The sequence below is a fragment of the Nocardia farcinica genome (assembly GCF_001182745.1).
Lineage (GTDB): Bacteria > Actinomycetota > Actinomycetes > Mycobacteriales > Mycobacteriaceae > Nocardia > Nocardia farcinica.
The window spans coordinates 1,695,728-1,714,851 of record NZ_LN868938.1; the positions used below are offsets into that span (position 1 = coordinate 1,695,728).

Sequence of the window (19,124 nt, forward strand, 5' to 3'; positions counted from 1 at the left end):
GCGCCGGTTTAACCACACCGGTTCGTGGAACAGCGACAGCGACTGTCCGAGGCGAACGGGAGGCTTGGCATGCGGGTCGACGGCGGCACGGAGGAGACGGGTACCGACAGCAGTCTGGGGCCGGAGGCGGCCGAGCGGATCACCGGCGGCGAGGCGACCGTGGTCGTGCTCGGCGACGCCGTGCTCGACGTCTGGAAGTGGGGCCGCTGCGAACGCCTGTGCCGTGAGGCCCCGGTGCCGGTGGTGGACGTGCACCGCGACTCCGCGGTCCCCGGCGGTGCCGGCAACACCGCCGCCAACCTGGCCGCGCTCGGTGCGCGCACCCGCCTGGTCGGCCTGGTCGGCGCGGACGCCGAGGGCGCGGCGCTGCGGGCGGCCCTGGAACGCGACGGCGTGGACGCGAGCAGGCTGCACGCGGTGCCCGGCCGTGCCACACCCGCCAAGATCCGCATCCTGGCCGACGACCAGATCCTCCTCCGCTACGACGAAGGCGACACCGGGCGGGCCACCCCCACCGACCTGGACGCGGTGGCCGAACTGCTCGACGAGGCACTGGTCGACGCCGACGCGCTGGTGGTGTGTGACTACGACGGCGCTCTCGGTGACGCGTTGTGCCCGGTACTGGCGCGCCGGCGGGCATCGCTGCCCCTGGTGGTGCTCGACACCCACCACCCCGACCGGTGGCGCGACCTGCACCCCGACGTGATCACCCCCAACGCCGACGAGGCCGCCGCGGTACTCGGGCTTGCCCGCGCCGACACCGGCCGCGACGTCGACGACCGGGTGCGGCTGTTCGACGAGCACCGCGAGGAATTGTTCGCCGCCACCGGCACCAGGGCCGCGGTGGTCACCCTCGACCGGGACGGCAGCGTGCTGCTGACCGGTGACCGGCCCGCGCACCGCACCTGGGCGCAGCCGGTGCCCGACAGCCAGTCCGCGGGCGGGGGCGACACCTTCGTGGCGGCGCTGACGCTGGCACTGCTCGGCGGCCTGCCGCTCACCGCGGCGGTCGAACTCGCCCAGGCCGCCGCCGACGTGGTCGTGCACCGGCCCGGTACGTCGGTGTGCACGCAAACCCAGTTGCGCGAACGGCTCGACCGCGCGGGCGGCGCGGTGCTGTCCCGAGCCGCGTTCGTCGAGGTGGTCCGCCGCCACCGCGCCGAAGGCAGGCGGGTGGTGTTCACCAACGGCTGCTTCGACGTCCTGCACGCGGGCCACATCGCCTACCTCAACGAGGCCAAACGACTGGGCGACGTGCTGGTCGTCGCGGTCAACTCCGACAGCAGCGTGCGCGCGCTCAAGGGCCCGGATCGGCCGGTGAATCCCGACCACGACCGCTGCGCGGTGCTGGCGGCGCTCAGCTGCGTGGACCATGTGACCGTCTTCGAGGAGGACACTCCGGTGGAACTGTTGCGCGCCACCGAACCGGATCTCTACGTCAAGGGCGGCGACTATCGCCCGGAGATGCTGCCGGAGACCCCGGTGGTGCGCGAGTACGGCGGCGAGGTGCGGGTGCTGACCTACCTCGCCGACCACTCCACCTCCGCGGTCATCGAACGCATCCGGTCGCGCGTCACGGCGGGCAGGTGACCCCGGCGGTGATGGAGATCGATGTTCTCGTCCCGACCCGCAATCGCCCGACCGAGCTCGCCACGACCCTGTCCGGCCTTGCCGCCCAGGATTTTCCGGATTTCGGCGTGATCGTCAGCGACCAGTCCGACGACGCGCCCAGCTACGACACGCCCGCGGCCCGGACGATGGCCCGGGTGCTGCGCAGGCACGGACACCCGGTGCGGTTCGGCAGCCACTGCCCACCGCGCGGCATGGCCGAGCATCGCGCCCACCTGCTGGCGCAGTCGCGGGCGCGGTATGTGCTGTTCCTCGACGACGACGTGTGGCTCGAACCCGACACGGTGCGCCGGATGCACGCGTCCATCACCGAATGGGGGTGCGGCCTGGTCGGCTGCGCGGTGCAGGGTTTGTCCTACCTGTCGGATTTCCGCCCGCACGAACTGGAGCCGTTCGAACGGTGGCGCGGGCGGCCCGAACCCGAGCACATCGTGCGCGGCGAACCTGCCTGGGAGCGCTGGCGACTGCACAACGCCGCCAACCCCACGCACCTGGGCGAGGCGGTGGCCACCGAGCCGGGCGCCCGGGTGCCCTACAAGATCGCCTGGGTGGGCGGCTGCGTGCTCTACGACCGCGCGGCGCTGGTGGAGACCGGCGGGTTCGACTTCTGGACCGAGTTGCCCCCGCAGCACAGCGGCGAGGACGTGCTCGCCCAGCTGCGGGTGCTGGCCCGCTACGGCGGCGCCGGGATCCTGCCCAGCGGCGCCGTGCATCTGGAGTCCCCGACCACGGTGCGCGAGCGCCCGGTCGAGGCCTACGAGATCGTGCCGCCGGACTTCTGGCCGGAGCGGGCGGTGCGCGGCGGGCGCTCGGCGCGCCCGTGACGAGCCGACACGAAAGGGGAAACCATGTCCCAGCCATCGGGCGAGCACGCCGGCTACGACCCCGACCGCGACCCGGACGCCGACCCGGAGATGCTGCAACCGGAACGCGTGCGCCCGCAACCGGATCAGGCCGAGGGCGAGGACGACGACGAGGCCGGTTGACCCCCGGCCGCACCCGATTCCGTCCGCACACGACACGGTCACCGCGATCCCGGAGGTTCGCGGTGACCGTCGTTCGTGGATCCGGGCCGTCCGGTCAGCGCATGGCGCCGCGTCGGCCGGTGACGAGGCCGACCAGGAACAGCAGGATCACCGCACCGCCCAGGCAGGTGAAGAAGCTGAACCACAGGCCGCCGCCCTCCACGTCGACGCCCAGCAGCTTCAGCAGGAAACCACCGAGCAGACCGCCGATGACGCCGACCACGATGTTGAGCAGGATGCCCTGCTGAGCGTCGGTCTTCATGATCTTGCTGGCGATCCAGCCCGCCAGACCGCCGATGATGATCCACCCGATGATTCCGAGACCGAGCATGATCTTCTCCCATCCTCGTTGGTACAACCGCACGCCGTTCGACGTGCGCTGCGCAGGAGATACCCCGCATCGCCCGAACCAACCGAGCACCGGAGGGTCATCCCCCGATTTTCCGCCGCCTATTGCGGCATGTGCTGTTCGTGGGTGAACGGCTTGCTGCCGTGCACCGCCGGCTCACCCTGCGGGTTGTCCTGGGGGCCGCGGTTCGCCCGCTCGTCGCTGCCCAGCCACTGCCCCGCCGGGTCCTCGATGTAGCGCCACTGCATGCCTTCCGGCCACGGTCCGCGGCCCTCGTTCCAGGGCCCGCGCGCACTGGCCGACCCGTTGGACATGTTGAAGGCCAGGTTCTGGAACCGGTCGTCGCCGGGCAGCTGTCCGGGCGGGAAGTTCACCGGCAGTTCGTTCAGCGCGGCGGTGAACTGCTGGAAGTGCGCCACCTCCCGGGTCATCAGGAACGACAGCGTGTCCTGCACGCCGGGATCGTCGGTGAACTGCTTGAGATATTCGTAGACGATCTTCGCCCGGGATTCGGCCGCGAGATTGCTGCGCAGATCGACCGACGGTTCCCCGTTGGAATTCACATAGGAACCCGACCACGGCACGCCCGCCGAATTGCCCACATCGGGGCCACCACCACGCAGGGCGAAGAACAGCGGATCGGCGGCGACCTGGTGGATCGCCTCGTCCCGTCCGTCCGAACCGGCCACCGTTGGCATCCAGTCACAGCGCTCGTTGGCCTGCTTCAGATCGTCGTTGAGCCCGTCGAGCAGCATGGTGATCATGGATCCGACGATCTCGAGGTGACTGAACTCCTCGGTCGCGATGTCCATGAACAGGTCGTACATCTTCGGGTGTTTGCGCCGCAGCACGAACGCCTGGCTGAAATACTGCATGGCGGCTTTCAATTCCCCGTTCGCGCCGCCGAACTGCTCCTGCAACAGTGTCGCGAACCGCGGATCCGGCCGGTCCACGCGCACCTCGAACTGTAGGTCTTTGTTGTGGATGAACATCGTTCTCCTCACCGAGCCGTCGGGGTGGATACGACGCGCGCCTACCCGGCGCGTACCGGCGGAAACACCGCGGTTGCCCGGCGATATCCGATCGAAATCCGGCCCGTTCAGCGGGCGGCGGCGCCGGTACCCCATACGTCGGCCGAGCGGGCCTCGGGTTCGCTGTCGAGGCGACGGGTGTCCTGCAGGTAATCCACCCCGTCGAGTTCGCCGGGGTCCACCGCGACCAATCGGCAGGCGGACCGGACGAAATACCGCTGGACGTCCACCAGCGCGAGACGGCCGCCGGGCCGGTACCAGTGGGCCACCCCGGTGCACATCTCGAGAATGGCCAGCCGGCACATCGCCGGGTCGTCGATGTCGAACAGGCCGACCCGCGCGCCGCGTTCGAGCACCTGGCCGAAGAGCATTTCGTATTCGTCGCGCATCCGTTGCAGCTCGCCGCGATTGGCATCGGTGAGCGCGCGCATCTCGTATTCGGCCACCCGCGCGGTCAGTTGATTCACCGCGGTGATGCCGACATGTGCGGCGACCAGGCCGGCCAGTTGCGCCACCGGATCGGCGCTGCGGCGCAGGGCGCGGGTGCCCGCCTCCATGAGTTCGTCCAGGCAGGACCGGATGATCATGGCCAGCAGCGCTTCCTTGCTGCCGACGTAGTGGTACAGCGTCGCCGAGTTGATCCCCGCCTCGGCACCGAGTTCGCGGATTCCGGTCGCGGCGAACCCCTTGGTGGCGAAGAGCGTCACCGCCGCTTGCTGCACACGCCGCAGGTCCATGGCCCTCTTTCGGTCGTCTCCCGATCATGCTAGCACCCGGCCACCCGGCCGACCGATAGCCAATCGATTGATTGGGAACCGTGTTTGGCCTGCACTTATCTTCTGTTCGCTATCAATCGATTGATTGACAAGGTCTTGACTGTGTCCTGAGTCACTGCCTACCCTGCTGCCCAGGCCCGGTTCGTCGACCGGGATCTCAGCTACCGCAGGAGCACTGTCATGCAGGTCGAACTGTCTGCACCGCCGGCCACCGTCGATCGGCCCGCGCTTCGGCGCGTGGCCGGATCGGTGCTCGTCGGCACCACCATCGAGTGGTACGACTTCCAGATCTACGGCGCGTCCGCCGCCGTGGTGTTCGCGCCCTTGTTCTTCTCCGGCGTCGAGCCCTGGCTGGCCACCATCCTGTCGTTCGCCACCTTCGCGGTGGGTTTCGTGGCCCGGCCGCTCGGCGGCATCGTCATGGGACATTTCGGTGACCGGATCGGCCGCAAGAAGATGCTGGTGGTGGCGCTGCTGCTGATGGGCGCCGCAACCTTCGCGGTCGGCCTGCTGCCCACCTCCCAGCAGATCGGCATGTGGGCGCCGGTGTTGCTGGTGGTGCTGCGGCTGATCCAGGGATTCGGGGTCGGCGGCGAGTGGGGCGGCGCGGTGCTCACCGCGGTCGAGTACGCCCCGAAGAACCGCCGCGGCTTCTACGGTTCCATGCCGCAGGTCGGCGTGCCCGCCGGACTGCTGCTGGCCACCGGCGTCATGTTCGGCACGCGCGCGGTGACCGGCGACCAGTTCCTGGTGTGGGGATGGCGGATTCCGTTCCTGCTCAGCATCGTGCTGGTGGCGCTCGGCCTCTACATCCGCGTCGCGCTCGCCGAGACCCCGTCGTTCACGCGGGTGAAGCAGACCGGCGCCGAGGTCGAGGTTCCGCTGGCGGATGCCTTCCGCACCTACCCCCGCCAGATCGTGCTCGCCGCCGGGTCGATGATCAGCACCGGCGCCTACTTCTACATTCTCAACACCTACAGCCTCACCTACGCCGACCAATTCGATCTGCTCTCCGGCAATCTCATGCTGGTCGCCGTCATGGTGTCGGCGGCGGTGGCGGTGATCTTCATTCCCGTCTTCGGCCAGATCTCCGAGCGCTACGGCCGTCGCCGGATCCTGATGGTGGGTATCGGCGGCATGGGCGTGTGGATCTTCGCCGCCTTCGCCGCGATCGATACCGGCAACTTCGCGCTGACCACCGGCGCGCTCGCGGTCGGCGCACTCATGCTCAGCATCTCCTACGGTCCGCAGGCCACCTTCATCGCCGAATTGTTCGACGCCAGGGTCCGCTACAGCGCGTCCTCGATCAGCTTCCAGATCGGGGTGCTGCTCGGCGGCGCGATCGCGCCGATGGTGGCGGCCACGCTCGTCGCCAAGACCGGCACGTCGTTCACCGTGGCGCTGTATATCGCGGTGCTGTCGGCGATTTCGCTGGCGAGTGTCTACTTCGTCCGGGAATCGGATCTGCGCAGGGGCAGCACGGACATGTTCATCGACGACGACGGCGTGTACCGCCCCGTCGCGCAGTGATTTCCGCTCGTTCCACGACGTAAGGACGTTCGTTGATTTCCAAGCCCTTCGAGGATATTCGCGTCGGTGACACCGAGACCACCGCGTGGCGCACGGTGACCGAGGAATATGTCCGCGATTTCGCCGAGTTGACCTGGGATCGGCACCCGCTGCACCTGGATCCGGAGTACGCGCGGCGGACCCGGTTCGGGGAACGGATCGCCCACGGCGCGTTGATGATCGCCACCCTGCTCGGCCTGGTGGAATTGCATCCGGCCTATCTGCAGTGCTTCTACGGCCTCGACGAGGTGCGCTTCCTCGCCCCGACCCGCCTGGGCGACCGCGTGCACGTCGTCTCGGAGGTGGTCGGCATCCGGCCCCGCCCGGACGGCGAAGCCGCCGTGGTCACCTGCCGTGGCTCGCTGATCAACCAGGACGGCACGACGGTGTTCACCGGCCTGTTCTCGCTGCTGGTCGCCGGACGCGCGCACGCCATCGAGCGACAGGAGGTGGCCCGGTGAACGCCGCACCGCGCCATCGGTGGTGGCAGGACCTCGACGCCGAACCGTTCACCTGGCACGTGCCCGACGAGTTCAACATCGCCCACGCCTGCCTGGATGTCCAGCGGCCGGACGACACCGCCCTGATCGTCGACACCGGCGACACCAGCACCCGGCACAGCTTCGGTGAGGTGGCCGCGCTCAGCCGCCGGTTCGCCGCCGCCCTGCGCGAGTTCGGCCTGGCCGCCGGCGACCGGATCGGCGTCATGGTGCCGCAGGGCCTCGAGGTGCTCACCGCACATCTGGGTGCGTTCCGGGCCGGGATGGTCACCGTGCCGCTGTCGGTGAAGTTCGGCGGCGACGCGGTCGCCCATCGGCTGCGCGATTCGGGCGCGCGCGTGCTCGTCGTCGACGCCGACTGCTTCGCCCGCGTCCGCGACGGCCTCACCGACGTCCCGTCGCTCGCCGCGGTCCTGGTCGTCGGCGACGTCCCGGCCGGGCAGGCGATGGTGCGGTCGTTCGCCGAAACACTCACGGCCGCTACCGAAGACACCCACACCGCGGCGACCGGCCCGGACACCCCGGCGATCATCATCTACACCTCGGGCACCACCGGACGCCCCAAGGGCGCCCTGCACGGGCACCGCGTCCTGCTCGCCCACATGCCGGGCGTGCGCACCGCTTTCGAGAACGCGCCGCAGCCCGGCGACGTGTTCTGGACACCGGCGGACTGGGCGTGGATCGGTGGGCTGTTCGACGTCCTGTTCCCCGCCCTGGCCCTGGGCTGCCCCGTGGTCGCCACCCCCGGCGCCTTCACCCCCGACCGCGCCCTCGCGGTCATGCGCGCCCATCGCATCACCGCCGCGTTCCTCCCGCCGACGGCGCTCAAGCAGATGCGCAGCGCCGGTGTCGACCGCGCCGCCGCCACCGGCACGCACCTGCGGGCGCTGGCCAGCGGCGGCGAATCCCTCGGCCAGGCACTGCAACACTGGGTGCACGACACCTTCGGCGCACCCGTCAACGAGTTCTACGGCCAGACCGAGATGAACCTCACCGTCGGCACCGCCCGCACCCGGTGGAGCGCCGAACCCGGCTCGATGGGACGCGCGTTCCCCGGTTTCACCGTGACCGTCCTCGACGACACCGGCGCCCCGGCGCCACCCGGCGAGACCGGCGAAATCTGTGTGGCCGCGGGCAATCCGGGGCAGTTCCTCGGCTATTGGAACCAACCCGGCACGACCGCCGAGAAGGTCCACGACGGCTGGATCCACACCGGCGACCTCGGGCGCGCCGACACCGCGGGCAACCTCTGGTATCAGGGCCGCCTCGACGATGTGATCTCCTCCGCCGGTTACCGCATCGGGCCGGGCGAGATCGAGGAATGCCTGCTCACCCACCCCGCCGTGGCGATGGCGGCCGTCATCGGCGTCCCCGATGATCTGCGCGGTGAAGCCGTGCATGCCTTCGTCGTCCCCACCGACGGCGTCACCGGCACCGACGACCTGCGCCGCGCACTCCAGGACCACGTCAAATCCCGGCTTGCCTTCTACCAGTATCCGCGCCGGATCACCTTCCTCGACGAACTGCCGATGACCACCACCGGGAAGATCCTCCGCCGCGAACTACGGCACCTGGCGGCCGACGGGTGAGCGCGGGCGGCGGCGGTCAGCCCGCGACGGCACGGCTGAGGTGCTCCCACTCGCGGTAGCCGGCCGCCCGGTCCCGCAGGTTCTGCTGGACCAGGTCGAAGGAATCGGACCCGACGATCAGCCGCCGCGGCGGATTCGGCAGGTCCACCAGCCGCAGCAGGACGGGTGCGGCGGTCTCCGGCGCGGGGCCGGCGTCGTCGCCCCACATCTCGGTGAGTTCGTCGCGCAGCCGCTGATACCGCGGGTCGGGGGTGGTGGCGGTGGTGCCCAGGGTGAACAGGCCGGTGTCGTAGCCGCCCATCTGGACGATGGTGACCTGCACGCCGAACTGTTCGGCCTCCATCGCCACGGCCTCGCTCACCGAGTCCAGCGCCGACTTACCGGCCGCGTACAGCCCGACCATCGGGAAACCGCCGCCGGTGCCCATCGTGGTGATCTGCAGCAGCCGCCCGCCGCCCTGGTTCCGCAGGTGGGGCAGCACCGCCTGGGTCACCCAGAGCGCCCCGAACAGGTTGACGTCGAAGTGGGCCCTGATCTGTTCCTCCGTCGCCTCCTCCACCATGCCCAGCAGCATGGCCCCGGCGTTGTTGACCACGATGTCGAGCCGTCCGACGCGTGCGACGGTCCGCTCGACCGCCGCGAAGACGGCCGCGCGGTCGGTGACGTCGAGCGCGAGCGGGACCAGCCGGTCGGGATACTCCGCGGCGAGATCGGCGAGCGGTGCGACATCGCGCGCCGCGCCGACCACCCGATCACCCGCCCGCAGCGCCGCTTCCGTGAACGCCCGGCCCAGGCCTCGCGACGCGCCCGTGATGAACCAGATGCGGCTCATGGCCCCACCTCCTTCTACTCGCTTCCGGTAACGAGACAAGACGTTACGTCTCGTCTCGCTGGAAGTCAAGACGGACCGTGCCGTCTCGCCCGACGGGTACGATGCAGGCATGGTCAAACAGCCCGATCCCACCCGCCGCAGCGAGCGGTCCCGGCAGGCGATCCTCACCGCGGCGCGCGAACTCGTCGCCGAGACGGGATACGCCAAACTCTCCATCGAGGCCATCGCCGCACGCGCCGGGGTCGGCAAACAGACGATCTACCGCTGGTGGCCCTCGAAGGGCGCGGTGGTCCTGGACGCCGTGCTGGCGTTGAGCCGCAGCGGTCCCGAGCAGAGCATGGCGCTGCCCGACACCGGCGATCTGGCGGCCGACCTCAGAACGGTCATGCGGGCCACGGTGGCCGAATTCGCCGATCCGGCCTTCGAGAAGCCGATCCGGGCGCTCAACCGCGAGATCATCGACGACCCCGACCTCGCCGCCCGCTACCGCGAGACATTGGCGGACCCGGTGGACGAGGCCAAGAAGGCCCGGCTGCGCAGCGCCCAGCGCGCCGGTCAGCTCGCCGCCGACGTCGACCTCGACCTGGCCCTGGAACTGCTCTACGCGCCGCTGTATCAGCGCTGGCTGCTGCGCACAGGCCCGCTCACCCCGGACTACGCCGACGCCCTGGTGGACGCCTTTCTCAAAGCCATGCGCCCGGACGCCGGCTGACGAGGGTCAGAACCCGAGCAGCTGGCGCATCGACCCGGCGATGATCCCGGACCCGAGCGCGTCGAGCGCCTCGGGCGCCAGCAGCGTGGCGGGGACGGCCCGGATGTCGCACCCGCTCGGCACCGCGGAGTCGTGCGCGCGCTGTTCCAGCCAGGCGAGCGCACCCGGTGCGCCCAGCCCCCATTCGACCGTGTGCGCCGACACCGGCATCGGCAGTTGCTCCTGGCGGAAGGTGACGGCGGTGCCCGCGCGGCAGTAGGCGTCGACCAGCGCGCCCACCCCGTCGATGGTGCTGATGTCGTCGCCGACGGCGTTGTAGACATACAGCGGCGCGGTGGGCGCCGCCGACCCGAGTTCGGCGGCGTCGACGGCGGCGCTGATCACCGGATCGGCGAAGACCTCGGCCAGTGGCACCGTGAGGTGCGCGGACGCGTCGAAGCCGAGATTGGCGAGCAGGTTCTGCGGTGTGCAGTGGGCCGCGGCGGCGCGCACCTTCTCCTGCCCCGCGGGCGTGAGATACCGGTTCAGCGCGGCGGCGAACTCGGCCGAACCCTCGGCCATGCCCATCAACGCGACGGGCAACAGCGCGCCGTCGACGGGTTTGCCGTTCGCCGTGGCGATCCCGGCGCGGAAGTCGCCGACCGGTGCGCCCAGCGCCGCACCGGCCAGGGTCAGCTCCGGTGCGTAGCCCGGCTGCTCCTGCGCCGCCCATCCGGTGGCGATGCCGCCGCCGGAGTATCCCCACAGCAGCGCGCGGGTGTCGGGGCCGGGCAGGCCCGTCGGACCGAACGCGGCGGTGGCGCGGATGCCGTCGAGAACGACATAGCCGGGTTCGCGCGCGGCGAGGAAGTGGTTGTCCACACCGCCGTAGTCGGGCACCGACACCACCCAGCCGCGCGCGAGCGCCGCGGCCACCAACGGCGTCTCCGCCGCCATCGTGGTGAGCGTGACCGGCCCCGGCCGGCCCGGATCGAGCCACGGCACCGCGCCCCGCTGCAGGGCCTGCGACGGCACGCAGTGCGGCGCAACGGCATCGGTCATGTTCTGGAACGACAGCAGCGCGGCCGGGGGTCCCCCGTGCCGGGGTTTCAGCACCGTCGTGACCGCGCTGTACGGGCTGCCGTCGGCCCGCGTCGTCCGGTACAGCACCTGCCACCCGTCGACCTGCATCGCGACGGCCTGGAAGAACCCGACATCGATCGCGCGGGTCCGCAGAATCGTGCCCGGCGCCGTCGCCTCGTACCCCGGCGGCGGGGCGTAGAAGGGATCCGCGAGATTCGGCGCGGCCCCCGCCGACACCGGGAACACCGTGCACACCAGGGCGATCGCCGCGGCGACCAGCACGGTCGAGCGCACCAGGTACGCGGGGCGGCGGCGACCGAGACGTGCGGGCATACGCGATTCCCTTCGAGCGGCGACGAGGGAACTATAACAAGTTCCAATTCCGCGGCCTGGCTTTTGCTTCCCTCGCGGAATCGCGGTTTTTCCTGGGCCGGAGGAATTCACACCACCGGTCGGGAGCGGGGTGGGCGGGCGAGGACGGACACGCCCGCGGCGAGGACGCAGAGGGCGGCGCCGGCCAGCCAGGCGTAGGTGTAGCTGCCGAAGCGATCGCGGATCACGCCCGCGCCGAACGCGGCTGCGGCGGCGCCGAGTTGGTGCGAGGCGAAGACCCAGCCGAAGACGATGGTGCCGCGGTCGCCGAAGATGTCGCGGCACAGGGCCGCGGTGGGCGGCACGGTGGCGACCCAGTCGAGGCCGTAGAGGACGACGAACAGGATCATGCTGGGGTGCACGTGCTGGGCGAGCAACAGCGGCAGCACGAGCAGGCCGAGGCCGCGGAAGCCGTAGTAGCCCACCAGGAGTGCGCGCGGGTCGAACTTGTCGGTGAGCCAGCCGGAGGCGATGGTGCCCGCGATGTCGAACACCCCGACGGCGGCGAGCAACCCGGCGGCGGTGGTGGCGGGCATGCCGTGGTCGTGGGCCGACGGGATGAAGTGGATGCCGACCAGACCGTTGGTGGTCGCGCCGCAGATCGCGAACGCGAGGGCCAGTGCCCAGAAGGCGCGGTGCCGGGCGGCGAAGACCAAGCCGTCGATCGCCCGCCGGACCGCGCCGCCGCCGGTGCGGGGCGCGGCGACGTGGGTGCCCGGATCGGCGCCGTAGGGTGCGACGCCACGGTCGTCGGGGTGATCGCGCAGCACCCACCACACGAGCGGGGCGACGACCAGCGCCGCGCCACCGATCACCAGCGAGGCCGGCCGCCAGCCGACACGATCGGCGAGCGCGGCGACGGGCGGCAGGATGACCAGCTGGCCGGTGGCGGCGCCCGCGGTGAGCACGCCCATGACCAGCCCGCGGCGGCGCACGAACCAGCGGTTGGCGATGGTCGCGGCGAACACCAGCGCCATCGCGCCGGTGCCGGTGCCGATCAGCAGCCCCCAGCACACCAGCAGCTGCCAGGAGGCGGTCATGAACACGCTGCCGCCCGCGCCGAGCGCCACCAGCAGCAGCGCCGCCGAGACGACCTGCCGGATGCCGAACCGGTCCATCAACGCCGCGGCGAACGGGGCGACCAGCCCGTAGAGCACCAGGTTGATGCTCACCGCCAGCGACATCACGCTCATCGACCAGCCGAATTCGTGATGCAACGGCACCATCAGCGCGCCGGGTGCGCCGCGGAACCCCGCCGCGCCGAGCAGCGCGAGGAACGCGACGGCGGCCACCCACCAGGCCGGGTGGACCCGTGGGCGGCGGGGCGCGCCGACGGGCGCGGAAGTACGCAGCGACATCCCGGTGACTCTCTGGACGAAGATGGCTTTCTCGAAAGAAGTTATCGCGACGTGATCGGCGTCTTCGGAGGCGGTGTGCCGACGGCTCACGACCCGGGGCGAACGGCACAGCCACCGACGTGCCGGGTCCCCGGGGAGTGCCGGCCCGGCGCCGCGCACGCCCGGCGCATACTCGGGACGTGCTGAACGACCAGAGCCGCAGAACAGCGGTGTACCCGGACACCGCGCTCGACGATCCGGTGGGCGCATCCCTGCGCGGGCGGCACGCGCACCTGGCCCGGCGGTGCGGAGGTGCGCTCACCTACCGGGCGGAGGTGGCGACCTTCGCCAGCGTCGGCCTCGACCCCGACCCGGGGCGATGGGACGAGCTGGCGCGGCTGCTGGGCCGCGGCGAGCTCGCGGACATGTTCAGCTGCCCGGCCCTGCCGCCCGACGGCTGGGACCCGGTCTTCACGCTCGACGGACGTCAGATGGTTCACGCCGGTGGCCGGGAGACCGGTCCGCCCCCCGCCGGGATGGTCGAGCTGGGCGCCGCCGACGTGCCCGAGATGCTCGACCTCGTCGCGCGCACGCAACCGGGCCCGTTCCGCCCGCGCACCCACGAACTCGGCACCTACCTCGGTGTGCGCGTCGACGGCGAGCTGGTGGCGATGGCCGGGGAACGCCTGCGACCGCCGGGGTGGACCGAGATCAGCGCGGTCTGCACCGCACCCCGGGCGCGCGGGCGCGGGTACGCCGCCGGGCTGGTGCGGGCACTCGTCGCGCGGATCGAGGCGCGCGGGGACCGGCCGTTCCTGCACGTCGCCGAGTCGAACACCGGCGCGATCGCCCACTACGAACGGCTCGGTTTCCGTACCCGGCGGCGCCTGACCTTCCGCGGCTTCCGCGTCCCATAACGGCCCGGCCCCGCGGCTCAACCCTGTGCCGCGAGCAGGTCGTCCACCTCGGCGCAGACCTGCTCGGTCCGCACCGTGGTGACCACGGAGTCGTCGTGCGGGCAGCGCGGCAGGGTCTCGTCGGTCAGGTCGGCGTGACAGACCGGGCAGTTCGTCATCCAGGAGGCCAGCACGCGGTCCCGGGCGCGGACCAGCGGACCCGCGTTGACGACATTGCCGATCCAGTAGATGCCGACCGTCGGTGTGCCGACCGCGCGGGCCAGGTGGCGCGGACCGCTGTCGTTGCCGAGGAACAGGGTGCTGCGCGCCAGCACCCCGCACAGCGCCGACATCGAGGCGCCGACCATCGAGCGCACCGCCTCCGGCTGCGGGGCGCGGCGCCGGGCGAGCAGGCAGACCTCCTCCACGAGCGGGCGCTCCGACTCCGCGCCGAGCACCAGGACCACCGCACCGCGCCCGACGCAGTAGGCCGCCACGTCGGCGAACCGGTCCGGCGGCCAGCGGCGGCGCGGGTCGGTGGCGCCCGGGTGCAGGGCGACGACCGGTCCGGCGGCCTCCTGCAGCACCGCCTCGGAGGCGAGCAGGTCGGCGCCGGTCACCTCGAGTTCCGGTTCCAGGACCACCGGCGCGGCCCCGGCCAGCCCGGCCACTTCCAGCCAGCGCAGCATCTCGTGCTGGTAGTAGCGGAACGGCAGGGTGCGGGTGAGCGGACCGGCGTCGGCGGCCCGTGGCCCGACGGTCCAGCGCGGCCCGAGCCCGGTCAGAAAGGGATTCGACCACGCGCCGCCACCGTGCAGCTGCACGCCGAGGTCGGGGCGGCGGCGCGCGAAATCGCGGCTGAACGCCGCTTCGTGCTCGGCCGCCGGGAGCGGGATCACCTCGGCCACCGGACCGGGCCGCTCCCCCAGCAGTTCGGCGTGCACGGGCGCGCCCAGCAGGGTGATCTGCGCATCCGGGTAGGTGGCGGCCAGCGCGTGCACCGCGGGCATGGCGAAGAGCAGATCGCCGAGGCCGCCGCCGCGCAGCACGACGATGCTGCGCACGTCGGGGAACGGCTCGGCCAGCGGGCCGAGAACCGAGCGCCGGGACACCTGTTCACGAGTCGTCACGCCGAACTCCTGTCACGAGGTGGATCACACGTCCTGGCCGTTCTACCCCGGCATTCTCCGGGCAAACCGGGCGCGTCCTCACCAGGCCCATCAACCCCGTTTGTTTCACCGGAGAAGTGCGGGGTAGTCGCCGGGCACCGCGGCAGTTGCGCGTCGCGGGACAACCCGGCACAACGACGACCAGGACCGATTCGCCCGAAATGACCGGCGAATCGGTCTCCGTGTCGCCTCGACGAACGGAGCACGCGGTGAGAATTGCGATGGTTTCCGAGCACGCCAGCCCGCTGGCCCCTTTGGGCGGCACCGATGCGGGGGGCCAGAACGTCCACGTCGCCGAGCTCTCCGCGGCGCTGGCGCGCCGAGGTCACGAGGTCACCGTCTATACCCGTCACGACGGTTCCTGCGCGGAGCCGGAGGTGTTGACCGGTGCGGGATATCGCGTCGTCCATGTGCCTGCGGGCCCGCCGCATCCCATCCCGAAGGACGACATCCTGCCGTTTCTCAGCCAATTCGCCCGGTTTCTGCGCGAACGCTGGGCAATCGAGCGGCCGGAGGTCGTCCACGCGCATTTCTGGATGTCGGGTGTCGCCGCCGAACTCGCGGCCCGCAAATTCGATGTGCCGGTGGTGCTGACCTTTCACGCGCTCGGCACCGTCAAACGCCGCTACCAGGGCGCCGACGACACCAGCCCGCCGACCCGGCTGCGGCTGGAACGCCAGATCGCCAACCGCGCCACCCATGTGATCGCCACCTGCTCCGACGAGGTCGCCGAACTGGGCGAGATGGGGGTGCCGCGCAACCGGACCACGGTGGTGCCGTGCGGGGTGGACCTCGAGCAGTTCACCCCGGACGGGCCCACCGACCCGAAGACCTACCCGCACCGGCTGGTCACGGTCGGACGGATGGTGCGGCGCAAGGGATTCGACACCGCCATCGGCGCGCTCGCCGACCTGCCCGACACCGAGCTGGTGATCGCGGGCGGCGCACCGGGTTCCGATGCCGAGGCCGACCCGGAGATGAACCGGTTGCGCGAACTCGCCGCCGATTACGGCGTCGCCGACCGGGTCCGGCTGGCCGGGCAGGTGCCGCGCGCGGCGATGCCTGCGCTGCTGCGCTCGGCCGACGTGGTGGTGTGCACGCCGTGGTACGAGCCGTTCGGCATCGTGCCGCTGGAAGCGATGGCGTGCGCGAAACCCGTGGTGGCCAGCGCAGTCGGCGGCATGCTCGACACCGTCCACGACGGCGTGACCGGTCGCCTGGTCATGCCGGTCACGTCGCGGGCGGTCGCGGAGGTCGTGCGGCCGCTACTGGCCGATCCCGACCTGCGGCTGGCCTTCGGCACCGCCGGTTACCGCCGCGCCCACAGCACCTACTCGTGGGACCGCGTCGCCGAACGCACCCTGACCACCTATCAGCGCATCACCTCCGCCACCAACGCCGGCGCGACCACCGCGTCGGCGGGCTGAGCCACCACCTCCGGCCGAAAGGAGCACAGTGAGCCGACCAGGAGCACGCGAGCTCGGGAACATCCTGATCACCGGTGGCGCGTCCGGTCTCGGCGCCGCCACCGCCGCCGCCGTCCGCGCCGCGGGCGGCACTCCGCTGGTCATCGACCGCGACAAGCCGGACCCCGAATTGGCCTGGGAGTACGCCGATCTCGCGGACTCGCAGGACGCCGAGGAAGCCGTCGCGCGGCTGCTCAGCCGGGTGGACGGGCGCCTGGACGGGGTTTTCACCGCGGCGGGCACCGATGTCTGCGGTCCGCTGGACGGGGTGTCGACCGCCGACTGGGAACGGGTCGTGCGGGTCAACCTGTTCGGCACCGCGGCGGTGGTGCGGGCCGCGCTGCCCGCGCTGCGCGCCTCGCACGGCACGGTGGTGACCGTCGCCTCGACCCTGGGCATCAAGGCGGTCGGTGACGCGACCGCCTACTGCGCCTCGAAGTTCGGCGTCGTCGGTTTCACCCGCGCGCTGGCCGCGGAGACCCGCGGCGAGGTGGGTGTCACGCTGCTCGTCCCGGGCGGCATGCACACCGCCTTCTTCGACGGCCGCCCCGAGCAGTACGCGCCGCCGCCGGATGTCACCCTGAACCAGCCCGAGGATGTCGCCCAGACCGTGCTCTTCGCGCTGACCCGCCCGCCGGGCTGCGAGGTGCGCGAGCTGGTGGTGTGTCACTCCACCGAGGGATCGTGGCCGTGACGGGGCGACGGTTGACCATCCTGGCCTGGCACGTGCACGGGTCGTGGATGACCTCGTTCGTGCAGGGCGGGCATCGGTATCTGATCCCCGCCGACGGGCACCAGGGCGAGTGGGCGCGCGGCCGCTGCGGGCGGCCGTGGCCGGAGTCCGCGCAGGAGATCGCGCCCGCCGCGCTGGCCGACGCCGAGATCGACGTGGTGGTGGTGCAGCGACCACGCGAGCTCGACCTCACGCTCGAGTGGACCGGCAGGCGGCCGGGCATCGATGTGCCCGCGCTCTACGTCGAGCACAACACCCCGAACCAGCACGCCGCGCTGACCCGGCATCCGCTGGCCGACCGGCCGGAGATCCCGATCGTGCACGTCACCGATTTCAACCGGCTGATGTGGGACAACGGGCGCAACCCCGCCACGGTGGTGCCGCACGGCGTGCTCGACCCCGGCTACCGCTATACCGGCGAAATGGCCAGGGCCGCAACGATCATCAACGAGCCGGTGCGGCGGGGACGGGTCACCGGCACCGATCTGCTGGTGCCGCTCTCGGCGGCGGCGCCGATCGACGTGTTCGGCATGGGCACCGACGATCTGCACGAGGCACTGGAGGTCGGCGACGACCGGGTGCACGGCGCGGGCGACCACACCCAGGACCGCCTGCACGCCGAACTCGGGCGTCGACGGGTGTTCCTGCACCTGCCGCGCTGGACCTCGCTCGGCCTGTCGCTGCTCGAGGCGATGTATCTCGGGATGCCGGTGGTCGCCGTCGGCAGCACCGAGGCGGGCGCGTCGATCCCACCGGAGGCGGGCACCGTGTCGACCGACCCGGCCGTGCTCGCCGACGCGGTGCGCGGCTATCTCGCCGAGCCGATGCTCGCCGAGGTCGCGGGCAAGGCCGGCCGGCAGTGGGCGCACGCGCATTTCGGCATCGACGCCTTCGTCGAGCGCTGGGATGCCCTGCTGGCGCGCACGATCGCCGAGCATCCGGCGGGGCGGCCGTCATGACCTCGCCACCGCCGCCCGCCCCGCACGTCCTGGCCGCGCGGCTCGACAGCGCCGGGGACGTGCTGCTCATGGGTCCGGCCGTGCGGGCCGTCGCCGCCGGGGCGGGCCGGGTGACCTTCCTGGCCGGTCCGCGCGGGGTGGCCGCGGCGCGACTGCTGCCCGGCATCGACGAGATCGTCGAATATCACGCGGGCTGGGTCGATTTCGACTCCCCGCCGGTCACCGCGGCGGGCATCGACGCGTTCGTCACCGACCTGCGCGCGCGCCGGATCGACGAGGCGGTGATCTTCACCTCCTTCCATCAGTCGCCGCTGCCGCTGGCGCTGCTGCTGCGCATGGCCGGGGTGCCGCGGATCTCGGCGATCAGCCCCGACTATCCGGGTTCGCTGCTCGACGTGCGCCACCGCGTCGACGACGACGTACCGGAACCGGAGCGGGCGCTCTCGCTCGCCGAAGCCGCGGGCTACCGGGGCGACGGCGGCGGGTTGCGAGTGCGGGCCGACCTCCCCGACGTCGGACATCTCACCGGCGCACCGGGTTACGTCGTGGTGCATCCCGGGGCCGCGGTGCCCGCGCGGCGCCCCTCGGCCGAACGCTGCCGGTCCTATGTGGCCGCACTGACCGCCGCCGGGCATCGGGTGCTGGTCACCGGCGGGCCCGACGAACGGGAACTCACCGCCGCCGTCGCGGCCGGACTCGCTCCCGATCTGGGCGGCGCCACCGATCTCGCGGGGCTGGCGGCGATCCTGCGGGACGCGGCGGTGGTCGTCGCCCCGAACACCGGGCCCGCGCACCTGGCCGCGGCGGTCGGCACGCCGATCGTGTCGCTGTTCGCCCCGGTGGTGCCCGCGATCCGCTGGGCGCCCTACGGGGTGCCCACCGTGCTGCTCGGCGATCAGCGGGCGGCGTGCGCGGGCAGCAGGGCGCGGGAATGTCCGGTTCCCGGGCATCCGTGCCTGGACGGGATCACCGCGCAGGAGGTGGTGGCCGCGGTGGTGACGCTGCTGGACGGGCGCGACGCGCCGACCCGGCTGCGGCCGCGCCGTTTCGACCGCGCGCGGCGGGGAATCAGCGAGGCAGACGTGGTCGGCGCGGCCGACCAGGGGCAGGCGTGAGGA

19 protein-coding genes are annotated in these 19,124 nt (G+C 71.7%); 12 read left to right on the forward strand and 7 right to left on the reverse strand.

The genetic code is table 11. The annotated features are described in order from the left end of the window. Positions 1-69 precede the first annotated feature (69 nt). The 3 genes from rfaE2 to AMO33_RS32050 are packed head-to-tail and all read left to right on the forward strand — an operon-like array spanning position 70 to position 2,615. Complete coding sequence (gene rfaE2 / locus AMO33_RS08210; protein ID WP_060591751.1) at positions 70-1,590, forward strand: D-glycero-beta-D-manno-heptose 1-phosphate adenylyltransferase; 1,521 nt, start codon at positions 70-72, stop codon at positions 1,588-1,590. Between the two features lie 11 nt (positions 1,591-1,601). After that, positions 1,602-2,453, forward strand: a complete 852-nt coding sequence (locus AMO33_RS08215) for a glycosyltransferase family A protein (protein ID WP_050768272.1) — start codon at positions 1,602-1,604, stop codon at positions 2,451-2,453. 24 nt (positions 2,454-2,477) lie between these two features. Next, positions 2,478-2,615, forward strand: a complete 138-nt coding sequence (locus tag AMO33_RS32050; RefSeq protein ID WP_167547507.1) for a hypothetical protein — start codon at positions 2,478-2,480, stop codon at positions 2,613-2,615. A gap of 94 nt (positions 2,616-2,709) precedes the next feature. On the opposite strand, the gene AMO33_RS08220 is transcribed toward AMO33_RS32050, so the two are convergent. From AMO33_RS08220 to AMO33_RS08230, 3 genes are all read right to left on the reverse strand, one after another. After that, complete coding sequence (locus AMO33_RS08220; RefSeq protein WP_011208941.1) at positions 2,710-2,985, reverse strand: GlsB/YeaQ/YmgE family stress response membrane protein; 276 nt, start codon at positions 2,983-2,985, stop codon at positions 2,710-2,712. A 119-nt stretch (positions 2,986-3,104) separates the two neighbouring features. Further along, on the reverse strand, positions 3,105-3,995 hold the full coding sequence (locus AMO33_RS08225; RefSeq protein WP_060591753.1) for a manganese catalase family protein: 891 nt from the start codon (positions 3,993-3,995) through the stop codon (positions 3,105-3,107). 107 nt (positions 3,996-4,102) lie between these two features. Further along, positions 4,103-4,771 carry a TetR/AcrR family transcriptional regulator gene (locus AMO33_RS08230; protein WP_060591755.1) on the reverse strand — a complete coding sequence of 223 codons (669 nt, stop codon included), beginning with the start codon at positions 4,769-4,771 and terminating at the stop codon, positions 4,103-4,105. A gap of 219 nt (positions 4,772-4,990) precedes the next feature. On the opposite strand from AMO33_RS08230, the gene AMO33_RS08235 reads away from it, so the two are divergent. From AMO33_RS08235 to AMO33_RS08245, 3 genes are read left to right on the forward strand one after another with little or no spacing between them, the layout of a single operon-like run. Further along, positions 4,991-6,340: an MFS transporter gene (locus tag AMO33_RS08235; protein WP_011208939.1), complete on the forward strand. Its 1,350-nt coding sequence runs from the start codon at positions 4,991-4,993 to the stop codon at positions 6,338-6,340. A 32-nt stretch (positions 6,341-6,372) separates the two neighbouring features. Further along, complete coding sequence (locus tag AMO33_RS08240) at positions 6,373-6,840, forward strand: MaoC family dehydratase (RefSeq protein ID WP_060591757.1); 468 nt, start codon at positions 6,373-6,375, stop codon at positions 6,838-6,840. Further along, entirely contained in the window at positions 6,837-8,468 is a 1,632-nt protein-coding gene (locus tag AMO33_RS08245; RefSeq protein ID WP_060591758.1) for an AMP-binding protein, read from the forward strand. The genes AMO33_RS08240 and AMO33_RS08245 overlap by 4 nt, the downstream gene beginning before the upstream one ends. A 16-nt stretch (positions 8,469-8,484) precedes the next feature. Here AMO33_RS08245 and AMO33_RS08250 read toward each other — a convergent pair whose 3' ends face one another. Next, complete coding sequence (locus AMO33_RS08250; protein ID WP_011208936.1) at positions 8,485-9,300, reverse strand: SDR family oxidoreductase; 816 nt, start codon at positions 9,298-9,300, stop codon at positions 8,485-8,487. 109 nt (positions 9,301-9,409) lie between these two features. Here AMO33_RS08250 and AMO33_RS08255 point away from each other — a divergent pair, with 109 nt between their 5' ends. Continuing rightward, positions 9,410-10,012 carry a TetR/AcrR family transcriptional regulator gene (locus tag AMO33_RS08255; protein ID WP_060591760.1) on the forward strand — a complete coding sequence of 201 codons (603 nt, stop codon included), beginning with the start codon at positions 9,410-9,412 and terminating at the stop codon, positions 10,010-10,012. Between the two features lie 6 nt (positions 10,013-10,018). Here AMO33_RS08255 and AMO33_RS08260 read toward each other — a convergent pair whose 3' ends face one another. Continuing rightward, positions 10,019-11,407, reverse strand: a complete 1,389-nt coding sequence (locus tag AMO33_RS08260; RefSeq protein ID WP_060591762.1) for a lipase family protein — start codon at positions 11,405-11,407, stop codon at positions 10,019-10,021. 107 nt (positions 11,408-11,514) lie between these two features. Further along, on the reverse strand, positions 11,515-12,804 hold the full coding sequence (locus AMO33_RS08265; protein ID WP_060591769.1) for an MFS transporter: 1,290 nt from the start codon (positions 12,802-12,804) through the stop codon (positions 11,515-11,517). A 179-nt stretch (positions 12,805-12,983) separates the two neighbouring features. Between AMO33_RS08265 and AMO33_RS08270 the strand changes: the two genes are divergently transcribed. Beyond that, on the forward strand, positions 12,984-13,700 hold the full coding sequence (locus AMO33_RS08270) for a GNAT family N-acetyltransferase (protein ID WP_240327448.1): 717 nt from the start codon (positions 12,984-12,986) through the stop codon (positions 13,698-13,700). 17 nt (positions 13,701-13,717) lie between these two features. On the opposite strand, the gene AMO33_RS08275 is transcribed toward AMO33_RS08270, so the two are convergent. Next, a complete protein-coding gene (locus tag AMO33_RS08275; RefSeq protein WP_060591774.1) occupies positions 13,718-14,809 on the reverse strand; it encodes a glycosyltransferase family 9 protein in 1,092 nt (363 codons plus the stop codon). 248 nt (positions 14,810-15,057) lie between these two features. Here AMO33_RS08275 and AMO33_RS08280 point away from each other — a divergent pair, with 248 nt between their 5' ends. Genes AMO33_RS08280 through AMO33_RS08295 form a run of 4 tightly spaced genes read left to right on the forward strand, consistent with a single transcriptional unit; the run spans position 15,058 to position 19,121 of the window. Further along, positions 15,058-16,275, forward strand: coding sequence for a glycosyltransferase (locus tag AMO33_RS08280; protein WP_060593377.1), 1,218 nt, complete (start codon positions 15,058-15,060; stop codon positions 16,273-16,275). A gap of 28 nt (positions 16,276-16,303) precedes the next feature. Continuing rightward, positions 16,304-17,008, forward strand: a complete 705-nt coding sequence (locus AMO33_RS08285; protein ID WP_060591775.1) for an SDR family oxidoreductase — start codon at positions 16,304-16,306, stop codon at positions 17,006-17,008. Between the two features lie 47 nt (positions 17,009-17,055). Next, entirely contained in the window at positions 17,056-18,006 is a 951-nt protein-coding gene (locus AMO33_RS08290) for a glycosyltransferase (RefSeq protein WP_060593378.1), read from the forward strand. Next, the gene (locus AMO33_RS08295) at positions 18,003-19,121 is read left to right on the forward strand and encodes a glycosyltransferase family 9 protein (protein WP_060591777.1); all 1,119 of its coding nucleotides are present in this window, start codon (positions 18,003-18,005) and stop codon (positions 19,119-19,121) included. Before AMO33_RS08290 ends, AMO33_RS08295 begins: the two co-directional genes overlap by 4 nt. Positions 19,122-19,124 lie beyond the last annotated feature (3 nt).